The following is a 23,580-nucleotide window of genomic DNA, read 5'->3' on the forward strand; positions in this document are numbered from 1 at the left end:
TGACGGGCCATGACACCGCCCTGACCGCGCCTCGCTGCGTTGCCGCACCTTGAAATACGCCCGGTATTCCGGCGGCACGGCGCCTTGCGGAGTCGCGGCCATGACGGCGTTCTGACCCATCACTATCCCTGTGTCGAGGGACTAGCAGCTTCGACGGCGGAATGCGGGAACCATTGGCCCGCGGGAGCGAGCAACGCCGCGGGGCGAGGAACGAGACCGCGACGTGACGAGCACTCCGAGACGAAACCGTGGACCCGCGATCGTGCTGGCGATCGCCATCGTCGGCGCCCTGCTGTGGTGGTGGCAGCGAGGGCGCATCGCAACCCCGGACGATGGCGACGGCAGCGAACCCGCGATCGCCGAGCGCGACGGGCGGGCGGGATGGCGCCCGGCCGGCGCCACCGAAGCACCGGCGCCGATCGATCTGCGTGCGCCCCCGTGGCTGCGCACGGCCGCCAGCATCGCGGGCTTCGTGCGCGACGAGGCCGGCCACGGCATCGCCGGCGCGCAGGTCTGCGCGAAGGCCTCGGGCCCACGCCTGCCCTCGGAGGTCACCGCGGAGCCGCGCTGCACGAGCTCGGGCTCGACCGGCGCGTACCTCCTCGACGCACTGCCGCCGGTGCGCGTCGAGGTCAGCGCATCGGCACCGACCTACCAGCCGGGCCAACATCAACCCGCCGATCGACGCCGGGACTTCGTCGAGCTCACGCCCGGCCAGGCCCGCGGTGGCATCGACATCGTGCTTCGCAGCGGCGGCGTGGAGGTCCACGGCGTCGTGAAGGATCTCGCCGGTGGTGTCATCGAAGGCGCACTGGTGTCGTCGCGCGGCGCGTGGTGGGGCAACGGTGGCAGCCGCGGTGCGGCGTGGGCCCGCAGCGATGACGAGGGCCGCTTCTCGCTGTGGCTGGCCCCGGGAGAGCAGCGGCTATGGGCAACCGCCGAAGGCTACGCCGACGCCCATCAAGGCGGCGTCGCACCCGGCTTCACGTTCGAGCTGCGGCTGTCGCCCGAGTCGGTGCTCGCCGGGCGTGTGATCGACGTCGACGGCACCGCCGTCGCCGATGCCGAGGTGACGCCCGGGGGCGAGGACGTCTGGGGCGACGCACGCACGCTCACCGACGCCGAGGGCCGCTTTCGCCTCACGCGGCTCGAGCCCGGGCGCTACAAGCCCATGGCCCGCCACGCCCGTGGCGTCGGACAGGTCGGCAACAGCGTGCGCCTCGGCGTCGGCGAGACCCGCGAGGGGCTCGCGATCACCGTGCATCCGGCCGCCAGCGTCCGCGGCCGCGTCGTCATCGCGGGCGAGCAGCCGACGCCGTGCGACCTCGCGTCGGTGTCGCTGCAGGGTGAGCACGCCGGCAACGCCGGCGACGCCGCCACGACCGCGGACGGCGAGGTCGAGATCCCCGGCCTGTTGCCCGACACCTACCGCGTGCAGGTGCGCTGCGAGGGCAAGCTCGCGCGACCCAAGTACGAACCCATCGTGCTCGCCGACGCCGACAGCGAGGGCCACGTGTGGGAGGTCGACGCCGGCGCGGCGCTGCGGGGTCGTGTGCAGGACGCCAGCGGCGCGGCGGTCCCGGGCGCCTCGCTGTGGGCCGCGCCGGCCGACAACGCCGGCCGTGGCCAGCAGGCCTTCGCCGCGGCCGTGAGCGATCCGTCCGACGGGAGCTTCGAGCTCGCCGGGCTGCTGCCGGGGCGCTACGACCTGCACGTCAGCGCGGATGGCTTCGTCGAATCGGTGCCGCCGCCGCAGGCGACGATCCCCGAGACCGGCGACGGCGACATCACCCTCACGCTGCAGCGCGGCGGCGTGATCGAGGGCCGGGTGGTCGACGAGCACGGCCAAGCGGTCGCGGGAGCGACCGTGCGGGTATCGGGTCTGCGGTGGCGCAACAGCGCCAGCACCGGCGACGACGGCCACTTCCGCATCGACGCGGTCGAGGCCGGTGAACACCGGGTGTTCGCGACCGAGGACTGGCAGGCGCAGATGCGGGCGCCGGGCAGCAGCGACGACGACGTCCAGGGCGAGCGTGTGACGGTGCGCGATGGCGAGGTCGCGCGCGTCGAGCTCCGCGTCGAGTCGCAATCGGGTCGCATCCGCGGACGCGTCGTCGATGACACCGGCGGCCCCGTCGACGATGCGTTCTTGACCTCGACACGCGAGAGCGACAGCGCCGCCACTGCGGCTGCGGGCAACCGCGAGCGCGCGCGCTGGGGTGGCTGGGATCGACCGCCGGTGCTGACCGACGCCGATGGCGAGTTCACGCTCGAGCAGCTGGCGGCGGGCAAGCACACCATCGTCGCGATGCGCAAAGGCGGCGGCGAAGGTGTCGTCGAGCACGTCGAGGTCGGCAGCACCGGCGTGGTCGTGACGATCGCGGCGGGTGGCCGCATTGCGGGCACCGTCGGCTCGAGCAGCGGCGCCAGCCCGACGCGATTCACCATCCACGCCAGCGACGATGCCCAGGGCATCGCCCGCAGCGAGACCTTCTTCCACGCCGGCGGCACCTGGAGCATCGACGACCTACCGCCGGGCAAGTATCAGGTCCGCGCCGAGTCGGACGATGGCTCGGCGCAGACCGAGGTTGCGCTCGCCGCTGGCGAGGTGAAGTCCGGCGTGAAGCTCGAGCTCACGCCCTTGGTGGACGTCCGCGGCACGGTCGTCGACCTCGAGACCGGCGAGCCCGTCGCGGGTCTCCAGGTGCTCATCTCGGCCCGCGCGGGCGGGTTCTCGTTCTCGTTCGGCCAAGACGGCGAGCGTGAGAACGTCACCGACGACGGCGGCGCGTTCACGGTCGAGCACGCGCCGTCGGGCAAGGTCACGATCATGGTGGTGCCGCGCAGCTTCGGCGGCGACACGCCGTACGGCTGGACCCGCATCGCCGCGCAGATCCCCGGCGACGCCGCGTCCTACGAGCTGCCCCCGTTGCGGGTCGCGAAGCGCCGGACCAAGCGGGGCCAACGCCCAGGCGACCTCGGCTTCGAGCTGGCCGAGTCGCCGCCCGATCAGGTCGACGAAGCGGTCACGAAGACCGTCGCGGTGGTGCGGCCGCGTGGGCCGGCGGCGGTGGCGGGGCTCGCCGTCGGCGACGAGATCGTCGCGGTCGACGGCCACGACGTGCGCGGCGTCGAGGGTTATCGCTACCCTGCCCTCGTCGGGATCCCCGAGGGCCAGCGCGTCACGCTCGAGCTCGCGGGCGGACGCACGGTTGCGATCGTCGCGGGTCCGCCGATCTGACGCGCGCCGCTCACGAGCTGCACCACAGCGCGCCGGGGCCCGCGAGCCACACCCGCGGGCCGTCGAGCGCCGGCGGACAGCTCGGCGCCTGCGCCAGCGCGACCCGCCCGAGTGTGCGGCCGCGGCGATCGACGCGCTCGAGCGCATCGGCGGCCGCGATCGCGGCTGCGTCGCCTGCGATCGCCGCCATGCGATCGCGGCCGTCGTCGTGCACCCACGCCAACGCGCCCGCGGCCACGCACGCCAGCCCGCGGCCGACCACGAGCACCGCACCGGGCGGCCACACGAGCACGTGCTCGGCGGCGAACGGCACCACCACCCTCGCTCGCTCGCGACCGCGGCGATCGAGCTGCACCACCGTCGTCGTCCACGCCGGCGTCGGCAGACCATCGTCGTAGCCACGCGCCCAGCGGCCGCGGCCCGCGTCGGCGCACAGCAGCGTGACGCCTTCGTCGTCGCCGGTGATCGCGTAGGGCCGCGGCGCGACGGTGGTCTCGAACGACACCGGAATCGGATCGACGCCGGCACGCGCCGACGCCAAACCGACCACGCGCCCTTCATCGAACGCGAGCACCACCTCGCCGTCGTCGCGGCGGGCCCCGACGCCGCGACCGTCGACCGCGACGCTCTGGCGGGCCGCGGCGCCGTCACCCCGCCACGCGCGGCGCTGCACGAACATGGTCGCCGGTCGGGCTCGACCCGCAAGTGCGGCGACCGTGGTCCAACCGTGGTCGTCGACGTGCAGCACCTGCTCGTCGACGCCGGCGTCGTGGTAGAGGCCACCGCCGGCGAGCTTGCGCTGCAGCCGACCGGCGCGATCGTAGAGGCCACCGCCCAGCAGCAACGCGTGATCGCGGCGCGCACCGAGGGCGGTGCCGTGCACGTCGGCGCCGAGGGTGTGCACGTCGTCGCCGTCGACGGCGACCGCGAAGCCCGAGCCGACCACCCACGCACGGCCAGGGCCCGACGGCACGATCTGCTGCGGCACGCCGAGGCCCGCGGGCAACGCGATGCGCCGCGCCGACGCGCGCGCACCGAGCGACGGCGAGGCCCGCGACGTCGCACCGCGGCGACACGACAGCAACGTCGCGAGGCCTGCCAGCAGCACCACGCGGCGCGATGTCAGGCCCGGATCACGCATGGCTCACCGGCACGATCCACGTGCGACTCGCGGTCGCCAGGCACATCGCGCCATCGGGTCCGATCGCCGGGGGTGTCACGACCGACTCGGGCAGATCGAACCGCTGCAGCATCGCACCGTCGGCATCGACGAGGCCCAGGTGCGGCCCGAGCCCGAGCGCGAGCGTGCCGTCGGCGAACGCGGTGCCGTACGCCTGCTGCGTCGGCGCTCGCTGCCAGCGCACGCGGCCACCCTCGACGCACACGATGCCCTGCCCCAGCAGCGCGACGCGGTCGACGCCACACGACACCGGTGGCTGCAGCACCGCGAGCTCCACCACCACGCACCAGCGCAGCCCGCCGTCGGCATCGAGCGCACGCACCTCGGTGTGCCACGTCGCCTCGAACGCCCGCGCCCCCAGCCCCGCGAGTCGCCCCTGCACGGCCGCACCCGACGGCACGACGCGATCGATTGCGCTGCACAGCACGAAGCCATCGCCGAGCGCGGCTGCGGCGTAGGGCGTGTGGGGCAGCTCGAGCGACGCGATGATCTGCGGAGTGCGTGAACGCGGATCGCTTGGGTCCGCCAGCACGAACGCGTGGCCATCGTCGCCGGCCATCAGGATGCGCCGGCCCGAGCGCGCCACGCTGGCCCGCCCACGCCGCTCGAAGCTCCACCGTGGGGCTTGCTCGTCGTCGCTGCGCGAGCGATTCGGGCGCACCACCACCGCGGTGGTGAGACCGCGCTGCCAGGTGGACAGCTGCACCGCGCAGATCCACAGGTCGTCCTCGAGCGCGCCCAGGCGCTGCTCGGCGTGCAGCCCGAACGCGCCCAGCGGCCGCAGAATCTCCGGCTCGTCGCGTGGGTGCGCGCGCAGGCGATTGCCCAGCCGCACGCCGTCGCCGTCGTGCAACGCCGCCGACGCGACGCCCTGCGCCCGCAACGTGAGCGTGCCGGTGGCATCGACCAGCGTCAGCGCATCGCCGAAGCACAGCCCCCAGCGCGGCCCCGCGGCGATCACCACCGCGTCGGGGCCGACCGGCAGCGGCGCCAGATCGGGCGGCACCAGCGGCTCGACGTGTTGGTAGCGCGCGGGCAGCACTGCGACCTGCGAGGCCCGACCGGCGCCCGCCAGCGGCTCGCTCGAGCAGGGCGGCAGCGTCACAGCGGCACCACCTTGCTGGTGCGACCGAAGGTGTTGGCGAACCATTGGTTCACCGGCGCGAAGTCGCCGGCCTTCAGCTTGCCGTTGTCGCGGGCGTCGAACACCGCCTGCGTCGGTGACAGCGCGTAGCGGGTCAAGAAGTGCCCGACATCGCCCTTGCGGATCGTCAGCGCATGCGGCGTCTTGCTGGCATCACGGACGCGGTTGCCCTTGCGGACCCGCACGACGATGTCGGCGTTGCCGATGACCTCGTCCTTGCCGTTGTCGAGCTTGGTCGGTCGCGACTCGATCTCGCAGCGCGGCTGCACGATGATCACGACCCGCTGCAGCCACGGGCCGCTCGACTCGATCATGAAGTGCGGGCAGGTCTCGCGATCGACGTAGGGGCCGGCGAACTCGTCGAACATCAGCTCCCAGCGGTCCTTCTCGTCGTCGATCGAGTCGTCGAACGAGAACCAGTACTTGCTGGTCACCACCAAGACGCCATCGAAGGGCGCCGTTCGCATGGCGGTACCCGGCGGCGTGACGATCATGCCGCGGGTGTCCTCGTCGTCACCCGCGAGGAACAGGAACGTACTCACGCGACCGACGCTGCCGCCCAGCGAGGTCCACGGCGTGGGGTGATCGCCGAAGCCGGTCGCGCCGCTGGGCAGCGTGTACTTGAACCGCGTGCCACCGACCACCGCCTCGGCCCGCAACGGCAGCTGAGCCTTGACCCACTTGAACGCAGTGGTCGCCGCGAGCGACACGAGATCGTTCACGTGGGGCCAGAGGTACCGCAGCCGCGGCACCTTGTTGGAGTTCATCATCGCGGTCTGGTCGAGCTCGAACGGCCGCTCGCGGCCAGAGAACGCGCCGACCTGGCCGAACACGCCATCGGGCGGCGTGAGGTGCTCGATGTACTCGTCGGGCAGGTCCATCGAGTGGCCGAGCTCGTGCGCGAGCGTGAAGTGCTGGCCCTCGACGTTGTCGTAGCGGTCCTTCGTGGCCCCACCGCGGGGCGCGAACTCCATGACCGCAGGTGCCGGCGGATTGGGGTCGACCGGCTTGGCGTGCAGCTCATGGCCGCTGTGCATGAACAGCTCCATCGGATCTCCGCCGGTGGCGCGCCCGGGCTGGGGATGCACGTGGATGCCGATCTTGGTGTCGGTGCCGCCGCCGTGCTCGACGCGGTCGGCTTGTTCACGGGTGCCGAAGTGGGCGCGCACCCGCAGCACCGTGGTATCCGCGGTGAGGCCGGCGTCCGGCACGATCGCGTAGTCCTTGTGCGGGCTCGGCATCGCGGGGTTGCCCGGATGGCCCTGACTCCAGACCGCTGCCGCCGCGCTCATCAGACCCTCGGTGCGGGGCACGCCGACCGTCTTGGCGGGGTTGCTGCCGGACTTGTCGTCGTCGGCGTCGACCGCCGTCACGAAGGTGGGCACGTAGCACAGCACGTGGGCCAGCCGCGCCGTCACGCCGCCAAAGGCGTGGGTGAGCCAGCGCGTATCGAGCACGTGGACCTCGCAGCGCCACTTCGAGATGCCGATCTGCACGCGTGCCGCGCGAGCGCCAACCAACGGCTGCAGGCCCTGCAGCCCATGCATGCGCTGGTGGTCGACGCTGAAGATGCGACCGCCGTACTCGATCGCCCGCGTGAGCTGCTCGAAGCCCTTGCCCGCGACATGAAACGCCTCCTCGGCGCGCAGCGGCTGACGCTCGAACGGGATGGTCGAGTACGGCATCGTCGCGCCGCCGACCGTCGCCGGCGAACGGACCGCCAGCAACGAGTCGAGCACACACATGCGCTTGGAGGTCAACGTCCACTTGCCGTCGGCGCCCACCCCCAGGGCATGCAGGCCGTTGCCGGTCACCACGAGGTCGTCGAGATGGAAGCACAGCGGCTTGTCGGCGGTGCCGCCTTCGTGGCGAAGATCGGCGAACGTCTTGCGCGTCTTGGCGCTCGCCTCGCCCGGCCCCACCCACGCATCGTGCCCCAGCGACGACCACGTGGACGGCAGTGGGTAGTGACTCGCGAGCAGCACGGTGTCGAGCGTGGTCTCGGTGCGGAGCTTGCCGTCGGCGTAGGCGAACAGCGTGGTCTCGGGGCTCGCGAACGCGAAGGTGAGCTCAGGCAGGTCTTCCTTGCGGCCGGCGTGCACGACATAGATCGCGCCGCCCTCCAGCGTCACCGAGCTGCCGCCGCAGCGCTCGCCGTAGCGGGGATGCGAGGTCAGCAGCAGCCCCTGCGGCACACATCGGTCGGCCTTCGCGACCGGGTCGTAGCAGTGCAGCTGCACGTACGAGCGCAGCCACTGGTGATCGATCTGCACCGTCCACGGGCTGCTGCGACTGCCGTGGGGCTGCAGCTCGCTGGTCTTCAGCAGGCCGGTCGAGGCGAAGTCGGCGGCCGCCGGTGGGCTCTGCGCGAACCCACCGGTGGCGGCCTTGCGGACGCTCGACCACAGCGGGATGCGCAACAGCTTGCGTGGCGTCACCAACATCAAGCTGTGGTCCTGCTCGACCGCGTCGGTCGTCACCCATGCCTTGGTCTCGAGATCGATCCACGCCTCGCCCCGCAGCGCGTAGCTGTCCGAGTCCGGCAGGCCGTCGAAGATCGGGATGAGGAACAGCTCCCAGGTCGCGTCGGGCGCGACACCGGTGAGGTCGGGCTCGAAGATGGTCGAGATGCCGTCGGCGTCGGCGTTGGTGCCCTCGGCGAAGACCGTGCCGTCGTGGGCGATCGCGAAGCGATGCGGGGGCAGCGGCGCGTCCTTGCCCGCGATCGGATCGAAGAACTTGCCGGCCAGCACGAACAATGCCCGGCGCAGGTAGATGAGCTCGGCACTGCCGGGCGCACGCTCGCCGAGCTCGGTGGGAAACGCGGAGAAGACGTCGTCGGCCATCGCGTGCGCTATCGGGTGGCACCCGGATCGCTCGGATCGGGCGCCGCCGGCGGTGGTGCGTGGAGGATCGCCCACAGCCGCGGCATGCGGAGCAGGTCGAGCGGACGCGACAGCTCCGAGATGAGGTGGAACGGGGTGTGCTCGAAGATCGCGTAGGGCTCGGCCACGCCCTCGACGCGCAGGCGGTACTTGGCGGCGTCGGGCACGTGGGTGAAGTGCAGCTCGACCATCGCCGGCGCGGCGGGATCGGGCGGCGTGTCGGGTTGCTCGGGATCGTCGCTGGGAGTGCCCTCGGCGACGACCTCGCGGGCGTCGCCGGCGAGCGCCTGGGTCTGCGAGAACGCGACCGCGGGGGTATCGTCGTCGGGCATGTCCTGCGCCTCGAGCACGAAGCTGTGGCCGAGCCCATCGGCGGTTTTCAGATCGAAGAAGAAGCGCACGATGACGTCGTGGGCCAGGTCGGCACCGCCCGCCGACTGACAGCACGACGCGACCTCGCGATAGAACGAGCAGCGGTAAAACGGCGGCTCGGCGTCGGCCGCCGGCGGCGGGTCGAGCGTGCCCTTGCAGGCGTCGATGCTGCCGAGCACGCACGGCGGCGCCTGCGGCTGTGCGGCGGGGTCGAACACGAACACCACTGCGCGCCGGCTCTCGCGGTCCTTCACCGACAGCGACAGTGGGTTGTACTCGCCGCAGCCCATGAACGGCGCGTCACCGACCTTGGCGATCCGCGCGACATCGACCGGTTCACGCCCGATGAGCTTGGCGTAGGCGAAGAACAGCTGCTCGCGCGTGGCCGCGTCGATCGTGCTGTCGTCGGGCAGATCGGCCTGCTCGGCCGGCACGCTCGGGTAGTCCTTGCGCTTGAACCGGCGCACCGCCTGCTTGGTCTTGCTGCCGTTGTCGCCGTCCTCGCCCAGGGTGTTGCCGGCGTCGTCGGTGCAACCGAGTGCGTTCAGCATGTGCTGCACCTCGCGCGTGCCCCACGACTCCGACCACGGCGAGCCCTTGGGTTCGCCCTTCCACAGCGCGTCCCAGCGCGCGAAGTCGTGGGTGAAGACCGCGAAGATCGCCTCGGCGCGCCGTTCACTGAGGCGCTTGTTGAGCTTGTCGGAGCCCGAGATGTCGGTGTGGCCGAAGATCCACGCCAGCTGGCCGTCGTCTTGGTGGAGCTCCTGGGCGATCGCCGCCATCGGCACGATGCCCTCGCGCCGCACGAAGCTGCGTCCGAAGTCGAAGGTCACCGCTGCGATCTCGCGACACGAGAATCGCGGCAGGATCACCAGCGTGGTCCGCAGCTCCCGCTTGCAGCGCACCGGATCGAAGTGATCGTCGAGCACCTCGAACTCGGCGGGTGCCTCCGCGGTCGACTCGGGCAGCACTGGCTCGCGCGGCTGCTGCCAGCGCGGCTTCAGCTTGTCGCGCAAGCGCGAGGGGTTCTTGACCCGCGCGAGCGCCTGCCCGCCCTCCATGCCGTCGAGTCGGGCCACGCCGTCGCCGTCGGTGGTGACGGTCTGGGTCTCGCCCAGCACCTCGAACTCGATCTCGACGCCGTCGATCGCATCGCCGACCTCATCGACCACCCGCAGCTCGAACCATGTCGTCGTCGGCGGCGGCGGCTCCGGCGGCGGGTCGTCGTCGAACGGGCTGATGAGCCCATCGCCGAGCCGTGGCGACCACAGCCGCGGGCGCTCCTGCGCGGTGAGGTGCAGCTGGCCGTTGCGCAGGTGATGCTCGAGCCCGTCGCGCACGATCGACTCGGCGCGCCCCTGCGCGGGATCCGGCGGCTCCGTGCGTGCGACCGCGCGATAGACCCGCTCGATGACGTCGCGGACACCGTGATCGTCGCCGCCGTAGGCCTCGGCGAGCAGCTCGTCGAGCAGCGCCCGCGACTGCGCGACCCCATCGATTGCGCGCGCGCCCGCCAGCAGCTCGATCTCCACCACGTGGTGGAACGTCCTCGCGGTCCAGCTGCGCAGCGTGTGGCCCACGGATTTCGAGGATACGCCACGGCGCGCGGGGCCGACAGCGCGCCGCCGCAGTCCCGACGCTTAATCCCTCACGTCGTGGTGAGCCGGGCACTCGCGGCGTCGCTTGCTATGCTGGTGGAGATGCCGCAGGGACGCGTCACGCTGCTCGGCCCGCTGGTGCTGGTGGGCTGCTTCACCTTCAGCCCGCTCGACCCCGACGCCGACAGCGGCGGTGCCGAGGTCGGCGACGCCACCCCGACCCCGGGTGTGTGCCAGCCCGGCTGCAGCGTCTCGGCCGACTGTGTGGCCGCCGGCCAAGATGCCACCGGCTGGACCTGCAGCGTGGGCGCCTGCCGCTACGCGCTCTGCAGCACCGACGCCGACTGCGACGGCGGCGTGTGTCGCGATGATCCCTCGATCGGCGCGCCCAGCTGCGCCTACCCCTGTCCGCTGCAGGGCTGCCTGCCAGGCCAGACCTGCGAGGGCGGCTACTGCAGCACCGCCGGGTGTAGCAGCGACGCGGAGTGCCTGCCGACCCACGCCTGCGACGCGGGGGCGTGCTGGCAGGTCTGCAACACCGACGTCGACTGCGGCAACACCCAGCTCGAGTGCAGCGAGGGCCTGTGCCGCGTGTTCACGTGCACGAGCGAGAACGACTGCGCCAGCCGCTTCGGCGCGCAGCCGCCCGCGGGCGACGGCTGGGCGTGCGTGCCGGCGTAGGCCCGCTGCGGGCGGCTGGCGCGGCTACAGCATCTGCGCGCAGCCAGGGCCGAACAGCCGCTCGAGCGCGGTCATGAGGCCCTCGTCGGCGCTCACGCCGAAGCGATCGCCGAACACCACCTTCGACTGGAACCGGTCGTCGACGGTGAGCTGCAGCTCCATCTTGCAGGGCCCCTGGTTGTCGCTCACGACCTGCTTGAGCCCGAGCAGCCGGCGGTCGTCGAGCTGATCCGCGCGCAGGCGCAGCAGCACGCTGCGGGTCCGCGCCGCGCGGACCTCGGCGATCGGCCGGATGGTGTCGAGCAGCAGCTTGTACTTGGCGGTGCCGCCCTCCTCGCTCTCGACCACCTCGACCTCGACCTTGCCGCCGACCAGCACCGGCTCGTCGCCGCAGCGCTCGAGCTGCTGCGCGACCGACAGCCCGGTCTGCTCGTCCACCTTCGCGTAGGTCTTCGGGAACGCGACCACCTCGACGCGGCCGTACTGATCCTCGAGCTGGAAGAACCCCATCGGGCCGCGGCCGCTCTTGGTCTGCACCTCGCGGAAGTCGCAGATGACACCGCCGACGATGATCTCCGAGCCGTGCTGATCGCGGCGCAGGTTGCCGATGTTCACGGTTGCGAAGCGATCGACATCCTGGCTGAAGCGGTCGAGCGGATGGCCGGTGAGGTAGAAGCCCAGCGCCTCGCGCTCGCCGACCAAGCGCTCCTTCGCGGTCCACTCGGGCACGTCGGGGTACTCCTCGACGTGGACCGGCGCGACCGCCTCGACCATCTCGAACAGCCCACGCTGGCCGCTCTCGCGGTCGCGCGCGGCGTCCTGGCCCTGGGTGAGCGCGCGGTCGATGGCCGCGAACAGCTGCGCGCGCGCGTGGCCGCACGCCACCGAGTCGAGCGCGCCGGCCCGCACCAAGCCTTCCAGGGTGCGCTTGTTGACCTTGCGCGGATCGACGCGACGACACAGCTCGAACAGGCTCACGAAGCCGCCGTCGGCACCGCGGGCCGCGAGGATCGACTCGACCGCGTTCTCGCCGACGTTGCGCACCGCGCCCATCCCGAAGCGGATCGCCCGCTCGCTGCCGTCGTCGTCACTGCCGCGCCGGATCAGCTCGACGCTGAAGTCGCGGTCCGAGCCGTTCACATCCGGCGGCAGCACGTGGATGCCGCTGCCGCGCGCCTCGGCGATGAACTTCACGACATTCTCGTTCTTGTCCTTGTCGCACGTCATGAGCGCGGCCATGAACGCGACGCGGAAGTGGTGCTTGAGGTACGCCGTCTGGTAGGTGATGAGCCCGTACGCGGCCGAGTGCGACTTGTTGAAGCCGTAGCCGGCGAACTTGTCGATCAAGTCGAAGATCTCGCCGGCCTTCTTGGCGTCGATCTGGCTGTGCTCGGCGCAGCCCTTGACGAACAGATCGCGCTGGCGGTCCATCTCCTCCTTCTTCTTCTTGCCCATCGCGCGGCGCATCAGATCGGCGCCACCGAGCGAGAAGCCGGCGAGGATCTGCGCGGCCTGCATCACCTGCTCCTGGTACACGAACACGCCGTAGGTCTCCTCGAGGATCCCCTGCAGCAGCGCATGGGGGTACTCGATCTGCCGCTTGCCGTGCTTGCACTCGATGAACTGATCGACCATGCCGCCCTCGAGCGGACCCGGTCGGTAGAGCGCGACCGCGGCGATGATGTCCTCGATGCAGTCGGGCTTGAGGCGGATGAGCAGCTCGCGGAAGCCCGAGGATTCGAGCTGGAACACGCCCGTGGTGTCGCCGCGCGCGATGAGTTCGTAGACCCCGGCGTCGTCGAGCGCGATCGCATCGATGTCGAAGCGACCACTCACCCACGCGGGGTCACCGACCTTGGGCTCGCCGGCCGCGGGTCCATACGAGCGATCGACCAGCTTGGTCGCGATCGCGATCACCGTGAGGGTCTTGAGGCCCAGGAAGTCGAACTTGACCAGCCCGGCCTTCTCGACGTCGGTCATGGTGTACTGCGTGACCAGCTTGCCGTCGGCGCGGAAGCACGGCACGTGCTCCCACAGCGGGCGGTTGCCGATCACCACCCCGGCGGCGTGCATGCCTGCGTGGCGGTTCAGGCCCTCGAGCGAGCAGCCGACGTCGAGCACCTCCTTGGCGCGGGCGTCACCGGCCAGCCGCTCGCGCAGACGCGCGGAGCCCTCGGCGACCTGCAGCACGTCCTTGAGCTTGGCGGCCGCGCCGGGGTCCTTCTTGATCTTGGCCTTGAGTTCGTCGGGCTCGGCCACCGTCGCCGACAGCGTGACCTTGGGGCCCTCGGGGATCAGCTTGGCCAGCTCGTTGCTGTCGGCCACGCTCCAGCCCATCACGCGGCACACGTCGCGCACCAGCCCGCGGGCCTTGAGCGAGTGGAAGGTCGCGATCTGACCTACGTGGTCGTCGCCGTAGCGGTCCATCACGTAGCGGATGACCTCGTCGCGCCGGTCCATGCAGAAGTCGACGTCGAAGTCCGGCATGCTGATGCGCTCGGGGTTCAAGAAGCGCTCGAACAGCAATGCGTAGCGGATCGGGTCGAGATCGGTGATGCGCAACGAGTACGCCACCAGCGAGCCCGCGCCCGAGCCCCGGCCGGGCCCGACCGGCACGCCGATGTGCTTGGCGTGGCGGATGAAGTCCCAGACGATGAGGAAGTAGCCAGGGAACTTCATCTGCACGATGACGTCGAGCTCGTAGTCGAGCCGCGCGCGGTACTCGTCCTCGTGGGGTCGCATGCCGCGGGCACGCAGCTCGGCGAGGCGCTGCGAGAGGCCGTCGTGGGCGACCCGCCGCAGGTAGCCCGGCAGGTCGTCGTCGACCTCCGGTGGCAGCTGGAAGTCGGGCAGCTCGGGGTGGCCGAGGTCGAGCTCGACATTGCAGAGCCTGGCGATGCGGCAGGCGTTCTCGAGCGCCTCGGGGTACTGCGAGAAGTACGGCGCCATCTCGTCGGGCCGCTTGATGAAGAACTCGTCGCAGTCGTGCTTCATCCGCTTGGGGTCGTCGAGGGTCCGCCCCTGCCCCATGCACATCAGCACCTCGTGCGCGTGGGCCTCGCTGCGGTTGACGTAGTGGCAATCGTTGGTGGCGACGATCGGCACGCCGCAGTCCTTGGCCAGCTGCGCGAGGATGGGGTTCAGCTGCTCCTGCTTGGGCAGCCGGTTGGGCTGCAGCTCGAGGAAGTAGCTGCCGGGCTCGAAGATGTCCTTGTACTCGAGCACGCGCTCGCGGGCCTCGTCCATCTTGTCGTCGAGGATGAGCCGCGAGACATGGCCCGACATGCACGCCGACAGTCCGATGAGTCCCTCGGAGTGCGCGCGCAGGATCGTGCGATCGATGCGCGGGCTGTAGTAGAAGCCCTCGAGGTAGCCCATGCTGATGAGCTTCTGCAGGTTCTTGAACCCGACCTGGTTCTTGGCCAGCAGCACCAGGTGGTAGTTCTTGCGATCGGTGCGCGCGCCCATCGGCCCGTCGGACACGTAGGCCTCGCAGCCGAGGATCGGCTTGACCCCGTGCTTCTTGGCTTCCTCGTAGAACTGGATCGTGCCGAACATGTTGCCGTGGTCGGTGACCGCCACGGTCTTCATGCCGCGCTCGAGCACGGCCTTGCAGAGATCCTTGGTGCGGATCGCACCGTCGAGCAGCGAGTACTGGGTGTGCAGGTGCAGATGCGCGAAGTCTGCGAGGTCGACGCTGTCGGTGCCGGTCTGCATGGCAGATCGGGGAGCCTAGCGAACTTTGGCGCGGGGCTGGACCGGCGCAGCGCGCGTTGGAACCGCGTTCGCACGATTGCGGGGGAGATCACCTCCTGCTAGCGTCCGCCCGCGCGAAGGCCCCGCGAGGCGTCACCAGCGTCACGCGCGGCGACCACCGACCAAGGGGTCGACGCGCTGTGCATCACCCACGCGGCAGCCCAACGGCGCCGTCACTTCGAAGAGGTCACGTTCCCATGCAACGCACGCTCGCACTCGTCAAGCCCGATGCCTACGCCGCTGGTCACCACGGCGCCATCGCAGCCAAGATCCAGGAGACCGGTCTGCGCATCGTCGCGATGAAGACCCTACAGCTCTCGCGCGCCCAGGCCGAGGGCTTCTACCACGTGCACAGCGCCCGCCCGTTCTTCGGCGACCTGTGCAAGTTCATGACCGAGGGCAAGATCCTCGCGCTCGTGCTCGAGGGTGACGACGCCATCGCGCGCTGGCGCGGACTCATGGGTCCGACCGACGCCACCAAGGCGCCCAAGGACACCATCCGCGGTCAGTTCGGCACCAACGTCGAGCGCAACGCGACGCACGGCTCCGACGCCACCGAGACCGCCGCCTTCGAGATCGGCTACTTCTTCGCCGGCCTCGAGCTGGTCTGACGCCCCGCACGCCGCGGCGGCTGTCACCGCGACCGATCGGCCACCCGCTGCGCGCCGGCTCGAGCGCGCACGGCCGGTGCGGTCGCGGACGACCAGCCTGCGCCGCCGTCGACTGTCGGCGACGCCGACTTTCGCTACCATGCCCACCGTGTCCCTGCCCGTGGCCATGCGCCCACCCGCCCGCGGGCTCCCGCGCCCAGCGGCGCCCAACCTGCGCGGCTTCACCCGCGCGGAGCTCGAGGAGTGGGTTGCGCGCGAGCTGGGTGGGCCCGGCTTCCGCGCGGGGCAGATCTTCGGCTGGCTGCACCGCAGCCGGGTCGACGATCCGCAGTCGATGACCAACCTCGCCCAGGCCGATCGCGCGACGCTGGCGAGCAAGGCCACGTGGACGCGCCTGCGCATCGACGCCGCCCAGCAGGCCGTCGACGGCACCCGCAAGCTGCGCCTGCGCGGCGCACTGGACGAGCCGTTCGAGTCGGTGTTGATCCCCAACCCCGGCCGCGGCTGGACGCAGTGCGTCAGCTCGATGGTTGGTTGCTCGCTGACCTGCCGCTTCTGCGCGACAGCTCAGCTCGGCTTCGTCCGCAACCTCGCGACCTGGGAGATCGTCGATCAGGTCTACCAGGCCCAGGACCTGCTCGCGCGCGAGGCCCAGGCCGCCGGCGCGCGCTGGTCCGATCGCATCACCAACCTCGTGTTCATGGGGATGGGTGAGCCGCTGCACAACTACGGCCAGGTCACCGCCGCGATCCGACTGCTCATCGATCCGCAGGGCGCGGGCCTGGCGGCGCGCCGCATCACCGTGTCGAGCGCGGGTCTGGTGCCGGCCATCGAGCGCTTCGCCCGGGACCCGCTGGGCACCGAGGTGGGCCTGGCGATCTCGCTCAACGCCACCACCGACGCGGTGCGCGATCGGATCATGCCGATCAACACCAAGTGGAACATCGCAACCCTGTTGGACGCGGTGCGGGGCATGCCCAGCGAGGGCCGCCGTCGCGTCACGTTCGAGTACGTGCTGCTGGCCGACGTCAACGACGGCGACGACGATGCTGCGCGACTGTTCCGGCTGGTTGGCGAGTTCGACGCCCACATCAACGTGATCCCGTTCAATCCCCACCCCGGCACCGAGCTGCGGCGACCCAGTCCGATGGCGGTGCAGCGCTTCGTCGCGCAGTGCCGTGCCCACGGCCTGCAGGTCCACGTGCGCACGCCCCGGGGTGACGACATCGCCGCCGCGTGCGGCCAGCTCGCACTGGAGGCTTCGCCATGATCGCGACCATCTCCCCGTCCCTCGCGCTGCTCGTGTCCCTGCAGGTCGCGGTGCCGAACCTGCACGCGCAAGCGTCGGCGCCCCGCGCCGCCGCGCTCGTCGAGCCCAGTGGCTGCACACCGGCCTTGCTCGAGGCCGATCGCAGCACGGTTGCCGCGATCACCAAGGCGTTGCGGGACGCCGAGACCAAGGCCACCGAGGATCCCGAGGCCGGCGACGAGGTCTTGGTCGCAGCGCTCGACGCTGCCGCCGACGCCGGCGCGCTCGTGGCCCGCGACACCGCGGCCCAGGACGCGCGGCTGTACGCCCTGCTGGCGCTCGCGCGGGCCCGCCTCACCACCGGCAAGCAGGAGCGCGCGACCGAGGCCATGGACCTCGCAATCGCCACCTCGGGTGGCCGCGCGCTGCCGGTGAAGCTGTTCGGCCCCGCCGTGATGGCGCTGCACGAGCGCAGGCTGGCGATCGCCAAGGAGCGGGCCAGCACCGCGCTGACCGTGACGTGCGCCCACTGCCTGGTCGTGGTCGAGGCCGCGCCGCTGGCGTGTGCGAGCGCGGGCAAGAGCGCCGAGCTCCGGCTCGCGCCGGGCAGCTGGCGCGTGGTGCTGGTCGACGCCGACAAGCCGTCGATCACGCGCGCGGCCACGTTGACGCTGGGCGACATCGATCGCGCGCGCTTCGAGCTCGCGCCGCAGGCGACGGCGCCGAACGCCGGCGCCGGCAAGGGCACCAAGTCGAAGCCCCCGCGCGATCCGAACCGGAAGCTCCCGCGCTGGGCCGGCATCGTCGGCGTCTCGCTCGGCGTGGTCGCGATGATCGCCGGCGGTGTGCTGCTGGGCATCGACGGCCAGTGTGTCGGCGGTGGCGATCCGGCCAAGGAGCTGTGCCCCAAGGTGAACCAGACCAAGGGGATGGGCGCCGGCGTGCTCGCTGGCGGCGCCGCCTTGGCGGTGGGCTTCGCGATTCCGCTGGCGATCGGCGAGAAGCGCTCCAAGCAGGTGCGCCCCAGCACCGCGGCGCTGCACCTGGGCGCCGGCAGCGTCTCGCTGCGCTTTTAGGCGCCCGGCGGTTCGTGGCACGATCGCGGGACATGGCCGCGTCGTCCGAATCCGATCCGCTGCTGCAGGAATTCGCCCGGCTGAGTGCGCAGCTCGATGCCTGGACCGAGGCGTGGCAACAACGTCGAGCGGTCAGCGGTGCCGCCGTCGCGACGCTGTTCTCCTGCCTGCACACCGGCGAGCCGCTCGCGACTCGCCTCGAGCAGCGGCTCCTGCTCGCCAAGGCCCGCCTCGAGGGCAAGCTCGCCGACCTCGCCGGCCGCACCGCCATCGCGATCGCCCGCCTCGCCGGCGACGCCGACGTCGCCAGCACCATCGACGCGGTGCGTCAGCACGTCACGGCGGTCGGCCGCGGCGACGAAGGCTTCGCGAGCAAACGCGCCGAACTCGAGCCACTGGTGGCGGTCTATCGCCGCCTCCTCGCCGCCCTCGCCGACGGCTAGGCGCGGCCTCGCTCGACGGCGTGATCACGCGGGAGCGCGTCCGCCGAAGCTCGTCACGCTCGTCGCACGTCAGCGGCCCCTTCGACCCACTCAGGCGCGCGAGCGGCGGGGGAGGCCAAGCTCGCCGCGACGCTTGCGCACCGGTGAAATCGTCACCGAGGCGTCGTCGCCCGCCATTCTCACGTCGACAGCTCCTCGGGCCAGCGTCATCCGGAGCGAGCGTCCCGCCAAGGGGCCTTCTGAACGGGGATGACCCTTCGGGAGACGAACGCAATGACGAAATACACATTCGCGCGATACTGCATGTTGACGCTGGGCGCGATGCTCACGACCGCGTCGTCGACACGCGCGTCCACGCCTGGGCCAAATCCACCGAGCAATCCGCCCGCAACACCGACGCCGTCCGTGATGTGCACCAACGGCACGCTCTTCTTCGATGGCAAGTGCCGCACCGAGCAGTTCTTCCGCAACCGGTTCGTCACGCCCGGAAGCACGATGGTCAGCGTCGAGGGAAGCCGCTCGTCGCTGGCCGACGCAGGGGTGATTGTCGTCGAGGCTCCGAACGCGAGGACGGTGCGAGTGCGCTCGGTGGACTCCGCGAAGCACCAGGCCATCCTCGTCACGCAGAAGTACATGGACGGTTATGAAGTCCTGAGCGAGTTCACGGTGACCGGCTGGATCGACGACGACGGCTACGAGCACGTCATCACGACGATCGACCAACCGGACCCCACCTACGCGACAGTTTGGTGGGAGCATACCGCGCGCCGCTTCAGCAACAAGTACACGTGGGGCACGGACCATTGTTACGACTTCTACGGAGATCCGGTCCCCGGCTGTGGCCCGCTCGTGAGCATCGCGTCGAGCAGCGGTACGGTGTCCTGCGAGGAACAAGGGGAAGCCTACGGCGACACGGCGTCCAGCGTGTGCCTCGTTGGGCTGGCAGGTGCTACACTCGGGTCACTGGCGAACACGGCGGTGATTGGCGCCTTCGGGCCACCAGGCTCGACGGGCACCTATGCCAGCGTCGCAGGTCTGGCACTGACTGCAGGCGCAGTGTCCTGCCAGCTCGCGGATTCGCTGTGGTCCGCGATCGGCGAAGCGCTCTGCGAAGAGCCCGTCCTCGCGCCCGCTACCCACAACGACCCCCGATCGCTCGCGCTCCTGCTGGAGAGTCGCGTTCCGCCGCTCGGAGAGGACCCGTGCGAGGAGATCGGCGGGGAACGCTACGACGGGCCGCCCGCCGTCGTCGGGAACAGCTGCTCCGATGTCGAGGGGGGAGACGGGGAGATCGTCGGCCTCCCCTACTCGGAAGACGACGTGCTCGAGGTCGTGGTCTACGGCGACCCAGTCACGTGCGATCCCGGCCGAGTCATCACCGCAAGCGACAACATGTGCATCGTGATCAACTAATTCGACGGACACCACCGGCGCCCCGATCACACCCACCAACGCCAGCGACTCGCCCGCATCCGCCGACACCACGCGCAGCGTCCGTCCGAGCATGTCGGCCTCCCGTCGCTCCGCAAGGTTGCCGCGCGCGTCGACCGTCGACCACCGCAACAACGTTACCCGAGACGTCCTGCCGCTGTCGCGTCGCGTGCATCCGAAACTCGCCGCTCGGCTTCTCGGAAGCGCCTCTCTGGTTCACGGCGCTTCACCACGGGCCTCATGAAGCGGGGCGCGGGAGACCAATCCACTGAGCCAGGACCGCCTGGTCCTTGCCCCGCAGCGTGAGGGACGCGGGGGAGACCTCGATGGCCTCACCAATGAGGTCGAGCAGAGTGGGCCCATTCCCCTCCAGCGCGTCGCGGAGGACGTCCTCGTACCAGGACCTATAGTCCGCCTTGACGAGCCCTCTTCCGCCCGCATCGATGATGGCAAGCATCTGGCGACAGTACTGTTCAAGGGCAGCGTACCCAAGCGCATCGACCATGACTTGGCCGTCTTCGACCTCGATGTCGTAGGGAGGTGCGCCGAGGAATCCGCCGTGCAAGCAGTCGATAAATGAGTCCAAATCAAAGCCAAAGTATCGAGAGGTCGACAATGGATCGTTCTGCGCAATTCCGGTCGCAACTGCATCGCAGAACGACGCAAAATCGCGAGCCTGGTAACCTGATATGAGTACTTTCATATGCGTCAGTGCGTATTCTCTACCATGAATCGAATTCCGTCAGGTTCCCCTCGCACGAGGAGGCGAATCCCACCGAATGCGTGCCGGTTGCCGGCAACCGGATCGATTGAGATCCAGCCCTTGAGTTTTCTTGACAGCAAATGCACGTCGTGAGCCGGAAGAAGGCGCTGAAGTTCCTACACCGTCTTCGCCCCGCTGGCGCCGATCTTCTCGACCAGCCCGAAGATCGCCTTGCCTGCCTCTCGTTTCGCCGCCCCTCCCAAGCCAGCCGTCGCGTGCCCAATATCATCGGCAAGCTGCTGACGCAATGTACGCGGTATCGCGGCGCGAGCGGGATCGTACGGAGAGCCCTTCAGCGCCGGCGACGGCGTAGTATCCATCCCCTTCGCGGGCGTGGATGACGCGCTCTCTAGGGTCTGCCGAGCCTCTGCCCCGCCGCCGCCGCTGCTCGGCATGTCGTCCGAGATGCGCAGCACCGGCGCGTCATCGAGCCCCTTCCCAAGTGCAGCAATGTTGTCCGCGCGGCGCCCGAACTTCGCGATATCGCCGAGGAGGGGAACGACCGCAAAGCCGGCGATCGCGAGAGATCCAACGCCGGCCTTGCCTCGCTTGAAGTCGCTCCACGTGCGCTGGAAGTTGATGGCATCCATGGCCAGGCCGGCCCAGGTGAAGCCGAGCCCAACCTCGGCCAAGACGCCGGCGGCACCGCCGTCACGCTCGCGCACGGCATCGGCGACCGCCTTGTGAGCGTCGTAGCGTCGCCCGAGCTGGGCCTGATGCGCCGCGCGTTCGCGACGCGCTCGTTCTTCGCCACTCGTGTCCGGCGAATACCTCTCGTGGCGCATGCGCTGCTGCGCTGGCTGGTCGGACGGGAAGCGCTGACGCAGCTCCTTCGCAAGAACCTCGAGCGCCGCGTCGTACTCGGTGCGGTCGCAGCCGTTGCCACACAGCTCCTGCATCCGCTGCTGCTGGAACTCCGCCTTCTCGACGTTGACCGCGCTTGCCGAGCGCGGCTTGTGTCCGTCCACGTCGCTGAAGGTGACCGGACTCCCGCGGCAGTACGCGTACCGGTTGAACCCCCCCGCAAGCCCGATCGGATCCGCCGCCGTCCACCTCCCGAGCCACGGCGCGTAGTACCGCGCCCCATGCAGCGCCAGCCCCGTCTCGTCATCCCGCTCGCGCGCGAGGTACCGATGCCGCCGCGGACTCACCCCGAGCTCGCTCGTCACCGCGCGCACGGCCGTCGTGCCCCATGGGTGGTACTCCTCCCGCGAGATCACCTTCCCCGTTCGCTCCACCTCCACCGCCACCGACCCGAGGTGATCCTGCAGCGCGTAGCGCCAGTGCACGACGTCGCACGTGACACCCTCGCGCTTGGTCTTGCGATCGATGCGCAGCCCCGCGTCGCCGAACACCTCGGTCTCGGTGCGCTCGGTGACCTGCACGGCCCCGTAGGCGCCCCGCTTGCCCTTGATGAAGACCTCCACGCCGTCGACGACGCGGCGGTCTTCGACGACGCTGCCGCCCTTGACCACGTACTTGCGCACGCGCACGCCGCCGGCGTACTGGAAGTACGCGGTCATCGTGCCGATGCGGACGCGATCGAGCTCACCGACCTCGTTCCACCGCAGATCGTCCACGTGCGGCATCGCGAGCATGTGCCCACCCGCGTCGTGCCGGTACCGCTCGAACAGCTCCGCTTCATGCCGACCGGTCGCGCGCAGGCGGTTGCCGCGATCGCCATACGCGTACACCCGGGTGTACGAGCCGGCGCCCGCGGCGTGCTCGAGCCGCAGCAGGTTCCCCGCCGCGTCGTAGCGGTAGCGCTGCACGTACTGCCGCAGCGCACCGGCGTCGTTCGGCTCCGCGGCCACGACCGGTGCGCTCGCGCGCGGCGTCTTGCCGTCGATCTGACCGATGTGCTCGCGGCCGGTCGCCTCGACCAAGCGGTACAGCGCGTCGTAGCGGTAGTCGTTCACGGCCGCGTGCTTCGCGTTGCCCGCGTAGACCGCAGGACGCGACGCATCGGAGATCCGCACGATGTTGCCGAGCGCATCGTGGGTGTAGCTCAGCCCCTGCAGCGGCGTGCCGTTGGCCGCCACGCTCGAGCACGACACCAGCCGCTCGGTCTGCGCGTCGTAGCTCAGCCGCGTGGTCGCGGCGCCACCGTGCTGGACCACCAAGGGTCGACCGAGGTGATCGAACGCATCGACCTGGTACACGGTCGCGAGCTCGCCACCCGCGAGCCGATCGTCCCGCTCGATGCGCTCGAGCAGGCCATCGTCGGTGTAGTACCGCCGCTGCGATCCGCCCAGCGGCGGATGCACGAGCGTCGCCCGGCCGAGCGCGTCGTGCTCGGCGATCGTGACCCATGCACCGTCCTCGAGCACGCCGACCGACGCGAGCACGTCGTCGATCTCCGCGACGCGCTCGCAGCCCGCGATCATGCTCCAGTCGACCCGCGGTCGCTCGTCGTGCTCGGCGAGCCAGCGCGGCAGGTCGACGAGGCGACGCGTGGTCGCCGTCGCGTTGCCGTCCATGTCGTACGACTCGAACCGCGTCTCACCGGCGCCGTCGTAGACCCGCAGCAATCGCCCGCGGTGCCGCCCGCCGGCCGGCGCACCGCCCTCGCCGTGGGCGGCATCGTTGGTACCGTCGCCGTACACCCGCTTGCCCAGCAGCACGCCGCGGCCACCCTCGTGCACCCAGTCCTCGATCGGTCGCCGCAGCGCGTCGAAGCGCCACGTGAACACCCGACCCTGCGCATCGACGGACACCACCGGCGCGCCGACCACGTCGACCAGCGCCAGCGACTCGCCCGCGTCCGCCGACACCACGCGCAGCGTCCGGCCGAGCATGTCGGCCTCCCGTCGCTCCGCAAGGTTGCCGCGCGCGTCGACCACCGCAACCACGTTACCCGAGACGTCCTGCCGCTGTCGCGTCGCGTGCATCCGAAACTCGCCGCTCGCGGCACCCTGCGATGACGCGTCCTGCTCGCGCAGGACCGCCTCCTGGCTCCCGCGCCAAGCGGGCTCGCTCACTCGCCTCGCTGGCCCGCTCACGCTCACCGTGGCAGTCGCGGGCGGCGCGCGCCATGGCATCGAGCGCATCGTTCGTTCGTTGCGAGCAGCGTGACATCGCTGGCGATCACGGTGTCATGGTATGCATCGCCTCTGGAGTCAGACCCAGCTCGTCGTCGGTTTCGGCGCC

Annotated in this window: 15 protein-coding genes; 8 read left to right on the top strand and 7 right to left on the bottom strand. The window is 70.6% G+C overall.

The features are described 5' to 3' along the window. Positions 1-223: 223 nt before the first annotated feature. Entirely contained in the window at positions 224-3,241 is a 3,018-nt protein-coding gene (locus tag IPH07_06540) for a carboxypeptidase regulatory-like domain-containing protein (GenBank protein MBK6917040.1), read from the top strand. Between the two features lie 10 nt (positions 3,242-3,251). Here IPH07_06540 and IPH07_06545 read toward each other — a convergent pair whose 3' ends face one another. The 4 genes from IPH07_06545 to IPH07_06560 are packed head-to-tail and all read right to left on the bottom strand — an operon-like array spanning position 3,252 to position 10,402. Then, positions 3,252-4,382, bottom strand: a complete 1,131-nt coding sequence (locus IPH07_06545) for a hypothetical protein (protein ID MBK6917041.1) — start codon at positions 4,380-4,382, stop codon at positions 3,252-3,254. After that, entirely contained in the window at positions 4,375-5,526 is a 1,152-nt protein-coding gene (locus IPH07_06550) for a hypothetical protein (GenBank protein MBK6917042.1), read from the bottom strand. The genes IPH07_06545 and IPH07_06550 overlap by 8 nt, the downstream gene beginning before the upstream one ends. Next, positions 5,523-8,411, bottom strand: coding sequence for a hypothetical protein (locus IPH07_06555; protein MBK6917043.1), 2,889 nt, complete (start codon positions 8,409-8,411; stop codon positions 5,523-5,525). Before IPH07_06555 ends, IPH07_06550 begins: the two co-directional genes overlap by 4 nt. Before the next feature lie 8 nt (positions 8,412-8,419). Then, positions 8,420-10,402, bottom strand: coding sequence for a hypothetical protein (locus IPH07_06560; protein MBK6917044.1), 1,983 nt, complete (start codon positions 10,400-10,402; stop codon positions 8,420-8,422). A gap of 120 nt (positions 10,403-10,522) precedes the next feature. On the opposite strand from IPH07_06560, the gene IPH07_06565 reads away from it, so the two are divergent. Continuing rightward, positions 10,523-11,101 carry a hypothetical protein gene (locus IPH07_06565; protein ID MBK6917045.1) on the top strand — a complete coding sequence of 193 codons (579 nt, stop codon included), beginning with the start codon at positions 10,523-10,525 and terminating at the stop codon, positions 11,099-11,101. A gap of 24 nt (positions 11,102-11,125) precedes the next feature. Here IPH07_06565 and dnaE read toward each other — a convergent pair whose 3' ends face one another. Continuing rightward, complete coding sequence (dnaE, locus tag IPH07_06570; protein ID MBK6917046.1) at positions 11,126-14,818, bottom strand: DNA polymerase III subunit alpha; 3,693 nt, start codon at positions 14,816-14,818, stop codon at positions 11,126-11,128. A gap of 236 nt (positions 14,819-15,054) precedes the next feature. Here dnaE and ndk point away from each other — a divergent pair, with 236 nt between their 5' ends. The 5 genes from ndk to IPH07_06595 all read left to right on the top strand — a co-directional run bounded on the left by ndk (position 15,055) and on the right by IPH07_06595 (position 19,649). Beyond that, the gene (gene ndk / locus IPH07_06575; protein MBK6917047.1) at positions 15,055-15,468 is read left to right on the top strand and encodes a nucleoside-diphosphate kinase; all 414 of its coding nucleotides are present in this window, start codon (positions 15,055-15,057) and stop codon (positions 15,466-15,468) included. A 139-nt stretch (positions 15,469-15,607) separates the two neighbouring features. Then, positions 15,608-16,738, top strand: coding sequence for a 23S rRNA (adenine(2503)-C(2))-methyltransferase RlmN (rlmN, locus tag IPH07_06580; GenBank protein ID MBK6917048.1), 1,131 nt, complete (start codon positions 15,608-15,610; stop codon positions 16,736-16,738). Continuing rightward, complete coding sequence (locus IPH07_06585) at positions 16,735-17,793, top strand: hypothetical protein (GenBank protein ID MBK6917049.1); 1,059 nt, start codon at positions 16,735-16,737, stop codon at positions 17,791-17,793. The genes rlmN and IPH07_06585 overlap by 4 nt, the downstream gene beginning before the upstream one ends. 32 nt (positions 17,794-17,825) lie before the next feature. Further along, positions 17,826-18,236: a hypothetical protein gene (locus IPH07_06590; protein ID MBK6917050.1), complete on the top strand. Its 411-nt coding sequence runs from the start codon at positions 17,826-17,828 to the stop codon at positions 18,234-18,236. 405 nt (positions 18,237-18,641) lie between these two features. Continuing rightward, a complete protein-coding gene (locus IPH07_06595) occupies positions 18,642-19,649 on the top strand; it encodes a hypothetical protein (protein MBK6917051.1) in 1,008 nt (335 codons plus the stop codon). Between the two features lie 256 nt (positions 19,650-19,905). Here the strand turns inward: IPH07_06595 and IPH07_06600 are convergent, their stop codons facing one another. Next, positions 19,906-20,370: a hypothetical protein gene (locus IPH07_06600; GenBank protein ID MBK6917052.1), complete on the bottom strand. Its 465-nt coding sequence runs from the start codon at positions 20,368-20,370 to the stop codon at positions 19,906-19,908. Positions 20,371-20,546: 176 nt separating this feature from the next. Then, the gene (locus tag IPH07_06605; protein ID MBK6917053.1) at positions 20,547-22,472 is read right to left on the bottom strand and encodes an RHS repeat-associated core domain-containing protein; all 1,926 of its coding nucleotides are present in this window, start codon (positions 22,470-22,472) and stop codon (positions 20,547-20,549) included. Positions 22,473-22,565: 93 nt separating this feature from the next. Here IPH07_06605 and IPH07_06610 point away from each other — a divergent pair, with 93 nt between their 5' ends. Then, a complete protein-coding gene (locus IPH07_06610) occupies positions 22,566-23,354 on the top strand; it encodes a hypothetical protein (GenBank protein ID MBK6917054.1) in 789 nt (262 codons plus the stop codon). Positions 23,355-23,580 lie beyond the last annotated feature (226 nt).

This window comes from Deltaproteobacteria bacterium (assembly GCA_016709225.1).
In the GTDB taxonomy this organism is placed as follows: Bacteria; Myxococcota_A; Polyangia; order Nannocystales; family Nannocystaceae; genus Xiheibacterium; species Xiheibacterium phototrophicum.